Origin of the sequence: Methylobacterium sp. BTF04 (assembly GCF_010692745.1) — a bacterium.
Classification (GTDB): Bacteria; Pseudomonadota; Alphaproteobacteria; order Rhizobiales; family Beijerinckiaceae; genus Methylobacterium.
Genome location: NZ_JAAHTB010000134.1, coordinates 1 through 2,756 on the forward strand (window position 1 = coordinate 1; position 2,756 = coordinate 2,756).

Here is a 2,756-nt window from a genome sequence, read left to right on the forward strand (position 1 = left end):
CCGGACCAGGAGGCGTCGTCGACCCCAGCCCACATCATGTTGAGGTTCACCCGCGCACCGGTGATGAACACCAGGGTCACGTGGGCGAGGATGTAGATCAGGAACCACCAAAGCGCGAGGAAGTGGATCGAGCGTGCCCGTTGGCGGTTGAGGACGCGCCCGAACCAGCCGAGGTGGTTCGAGATCGCCGGGCTCTGCATCAGACCGGTCAGGATCGACGTCGGCGCGGCGATGAACACCGTCGCGAAGTAGGTGAGCTGCTGCAGGCTGTTGTAGCGCGTCCAGGCATGGTCGGCCGGAAAGGTGAGGGAGAGGTACTGGAGCGCGGTCGAGGCCGCGTTCGGGAAGACTTCCCAGGTTGTCGGCACCAGGCGCTGCCACTGATCGGTCGAGAACAGCAGCGCGTAGAAAGCGACGCCGTTCAGGGTCCACAGCATGTTGACCGAGAAATGCCACCAGCGGGCCAAGCCGACGGAGTGGCGGATGCCGGGGATGCCGAGCCAGGACGGCAATGTCACGGAGTCGTCCTTGGCCGTCCAGAGCCGGTCGGTGGGCACGTCCTTCTGGAAACGGAACCACTCGGTTCCTGGCGTGCAGTCCCGCTTCCAGTAGAGCCGCGGGTGGTCGGCGAGGATCTGGAGCCCCGACCGGACGATGAAGGCCATGAAGAACAGGTTCAGGAAGTGGGTCAGCCGGAGCCAGGCCGGGAAGCCGCTGTCGACCGAACGGGCGTCGGTGGGAATGCCAGGGTAGCGCACGAGGAACGATTGCACCTCGGGCAGGTGCCGCAGGCCTTGGGCGACCGCGACCCCAAGCACGAGGACCAGGAAGGCGATGGGAAGCACCCACAGCACGCTGATCCAGCGTTGGCCGATCCGGACCTTGGGCATCACCCCGGCCTGGGGTGGCAACCACTTGCTCAGGAGGACGCGGTCATCGGCCAGCGTGAGATGCGCGGCGATGGGGTCGTGTGCGGCGGTGCTTGCACGGATGTTCATGGCCCTCACGCGACCTGCAGGTCGTGAAGGGCCCGGTACGCCTTGAACAGGACGCGGGGATCGAACTTGCCCTGGTAGACGGCGGGCGGCTCGCGTTCGAGGCCGAGCAGGCCGTAGACCGCGGCCTGGGCGGAGCGGATCGAGTATTCGACCGTGAACACCACGTCGTCGGGCAGCTCGCAGAACTGGCCCATGAAGCCAAGGTTCGTCGTGCCCTTCGGGATGACCTGCGGCCGGTCGCCGGGCTCGCGCGGCAGGAACTGGCTGGTGATGAAGGGCATCATGCACGGGATGCAGATGGCCTTGTCCATGATGCCGGCCACCTCCGCCTCGATGCGCAGGTGCCCGAGGATCTCGGTCATGATCTCGTGGCCGCTGCAGGCCGACATCGGCTTCTTGACGAAGTTGCCCGGCTCGTCGACCGCGAGGCCGTAGCCCCAGAACACGCAGACGTCCTCTGGCTGGCCGATGAAGTGCGGCTGGAACGGGATGACGATGGAGGCGAGCCAGTTCGAGCGCGGGAAGGTGATGAGGCCGCCCTCGCCGGGCACGTTACCGGTGAAGTCCCGTACCAGCCGCAGGAACGTCGGATCGTGCAGGGTCGTGGTGAAGGAAAGCCACTTCGATTGGTCGATATGGTCGGCGAAGACCTCGGGGCGCCCGAACGCGGGGCGATCTCTGGCCAGTCGCTCCCACAGCGTCCAAGCGCCCCCAGCCGACTTACCTTTGAGTAAAGGCGCACGATCCATGCCGCCGAGGTCCGAGCCCTCGGTCATGGACCCCAGCGTGACGAGGACGTAGTCGCCATCGTGGACCGATATTTCGGCTTCGTATCCCATGTGTTCGGTGACGATCCGCGAAACGCTTCTCGCGCCTTCCGGTCCCGAGAAATCCAGGTCGGTGACCCGCGTGTTGAATGCGAAGACGACGCCGCGCTCGTCGAGCCACTTGCGCAGCGGGAGCACCATCGAGTCGTACTGGTTGTAGACGGTGCGCATGATGCCGTGCAGGCAGTTGAAGCCCGAGACCATGTGGGCGAACCGCACGAGGTAGCGCTTGAACTCGACGGCGCCGTGCCAGGGCTGGAAGGCGAAGGTCGTGCACCACATGAACCAGAAGTTCGTCTCAAAGAACGACGGATCGAACTGGTCGGCGATGGTGGTCTTGCCGAGCATCGATTCCGGCACGAGGGCGAGCCGCTCGATGGTCAGGATGTCGCCTTCGCTGAGACCGAAACGAGGCGCCGTCTCGCGCTCGCCGTTGCTGACGAGGCGCGCCTTCGACGAGGTCTTCATCGTCTCGTTCCAGGCGAAGGTCTCCTGGGTCACGGTCTGGCTGCCGTCGAGCGTCGGGATCGAGGCGAACAGGTCGAAGGTGCAGAGGTATTTGCTCTCCAGCATGCGCCCGCCGCGCAGGACGTAGCCGTCCGTCGAATTACCCGATCCGTCGAGGCTTCCGCCCAGGACGCCGCTCTCCTCGATCACGGTGATGTTGCATCCAGGAACGTTACCGTCGCGGATCAGGAACGCCGCCGCCGCGAGCGAGGCGATGCCGCCGCCGACGAGGTAGGCTTTCCGGTCGGGGCGGGTGATGGGGGCGGCATGGGCCATGCGGTGTCTTGCCTTTGGGCGTGTCTTCGAAGTGCAGGCCGAGACTATTCGAAGGGCTCGGAGCGTCTTTGATCCATGACAAAGCCGCCCCTCGGGATGGGGCGCATAGACGTTCGGCGATGGATCGGAGCCGGGTGCTCGACATCGG

General features: G+C 65.4%; 2 protein-coding genes. Both read right to left on the reverse strand.

The annotated features are described in order from the left end of the window. Positions 1 to 998 (reverse strand): cytochrome b/b6 domain-containing protein (locus tag G3T14_RS23665; RefSeq protein ID WP_204263042.1); only part of this gene is annotated, 998 nt, incomplete at its 3' end. Positions 999 to 1,003: 5 nt separating this feature from the next. Beyond that, positions 1,004 to 2,608: an oleate hydratase gene (locus G3T14_RS23670; protein ID WP_163644935.1), complete on the reverse strand. Its 1,605-nt coding sequence runs from the start codon at positions 2,606 to 2,608 to the stop codon at positions 1,004 to 1,006. Positions 2,609 to 2,756 lie beyond the last annotated feature (148 nt).

Bases quoted from the DNA above. Each gene is read 5' to 3' on its own strand.
- G3T14_RS23670 (WP_163644935.1), bottom strand. From the start codon at position 2,608: ATGGCCCATGCCGCCCCCATCACCCGCCCCGACCGGAAAGCCTACCTC.